Annotated in this window: 1 protein-coding gene and 1 pseudogene; both read right to left on the bottom strand. The window is 53.1% G+C overall.

Annotation, left to right across the window (positions count from 1 at the left end):
• A partial coding sequence (locus BN873_RS12935; protein WP_139031721.1) for a methyl-accepting chemotaxis protein occupies positions 1-1024 on the bottom strand: 1024 nt, incomplete at its 3' end.
• Between the two features lie 84 nt (positions 1025-1108).
• A pseudogene (locus BN873_RS20440) lies at positions 1109-1404 on the bottom strand (methyl-accepting chemotaxis protein); the annotation flags it as partial.

The following is a 1404-nucleotide window of genomic DNA, read 5'->3' as shown; positions in this document are numbered from 1 at the left end:
GATTGGCCTGACCGGCGTTCTCAGCGCTTTGCTTAACCGTTCCAGTTAGTTCTTCCATGGAGGAAGCGGTCTCTTCCAGCGCCGAGGCTTGCTCTTCGGTGCGCTGAGCTAAATCACTACTCCCTTGCGCAATCTCCGATGAGGCAGAGGCCACTTGGCTTGTGGTTTTGTTGACGCTCCCGACGATCTCCTGTAACTGGTTGGCCATGTCCCGCATGGAGCGGGCCAGATCCCCCATTTCATCTTTGCGAGATGTCAGTTCAGATGGAATTTCGCAGGTCATATCCCCTTCAGCGAGTACACCTAGAATTTCTTTACCTTGACGCAATGGAGCCACCACACTGCGGGTGATAAGCCAACCCAACAGGGCAGCCAGCACGATACTGATGACAGCCGCCACCATTCCCCATGTTTGCAGCTGGATTGCTATGGCGTGATCAGCCTTGATCATGTTGTTTGTTCGAACGGCATTGTTATCCGCCATGGCGTCGAACGTTTCTCCCATTGCATCCGATATCGGAACCATGCGCGAAACCATCTGCCGGTATTCAGCATAAAGCTCAGCTTTCTGCGAGGGATCGGTAGCACGGGCCAGGCGTTCGATCTGGCTGTCCAGATCGACGTAAATCGCCCGCCACGCCTTATATTGCTCTTGAAGTTTTTCCTGTAGCAGTTGCCCTTTTGCGCTGGTTCGGGGGATTTTCAGCAGGATTTCCCATGCTTTATCTATCCGCTGCCAAGCTTTATGTCGGTCTTCCAAAATTGTCTGCAATTTTCCTTCTGCATTCTTCTGGGTCTCTTGTGCAAAAACCGATTGGGTTTGCGCGCGAATGACCATTCGCTCCCGATTGAGTTGGGCGAGTACTTGCCAAGCAGGAAAACGGTTTTCACTAAGGTTTTCCAGGTTCGCTGACATCGTTTTGATGCCAAATATCATCAGAACACATAAAAGTAATGTGAGGATTGCCATGCTCCCAAAGCCAATGGTCAACCGTGTATTGATTTTCAAGTTTTCTAGTTTCATTTTTTTATTACCAGGCAATGAGCTAAACCACGCATTGAACTTTCTTTTCAGCTTTCACTGAGAATCGTCGGTTTTATTCAATCGCTAAAATTCTTCCCACTCCTCCAAAGCCTGAGTGGCGGCGGCGTTCTGGCCGACCGGGCCGGGGCGGGTGGCGGGCCGGGTTTTAGCGGCGGGTTTGGTGGCTGGGCGCGACGCTTTACCGGTCATCGCGTGCAATTCGGGACGTGGCTTAGCAGGGGCGGGCGGGGCGGCGGTGTTGGTGGTTTCGCCGTGTTGGGTTTTAAAGAAGCCCATCAAGCGTTGGAGTTCCTGGGCCTGATCGCCCATGCTGTGGCTGGCGGCGGCGGTTTGTTCGACCAGGGCGGCATTCTGCTGGG

This window comes from Candidatus Competibacter denitrificans Run_A_D11, assembly GCF_001051235.1.
Classification (GTDB): domain Bacteria; phylum Pseudomonadota; class Gammaproteobacteria; order Competibacterales; family Competibacteraceae; genus Competibacter_A; species Competibacter_A denitrificans.
Note: the sequence above shows the minus strand (reverse complement) of the source record. Positions and strands in the feature narration are given on the sequence as shown.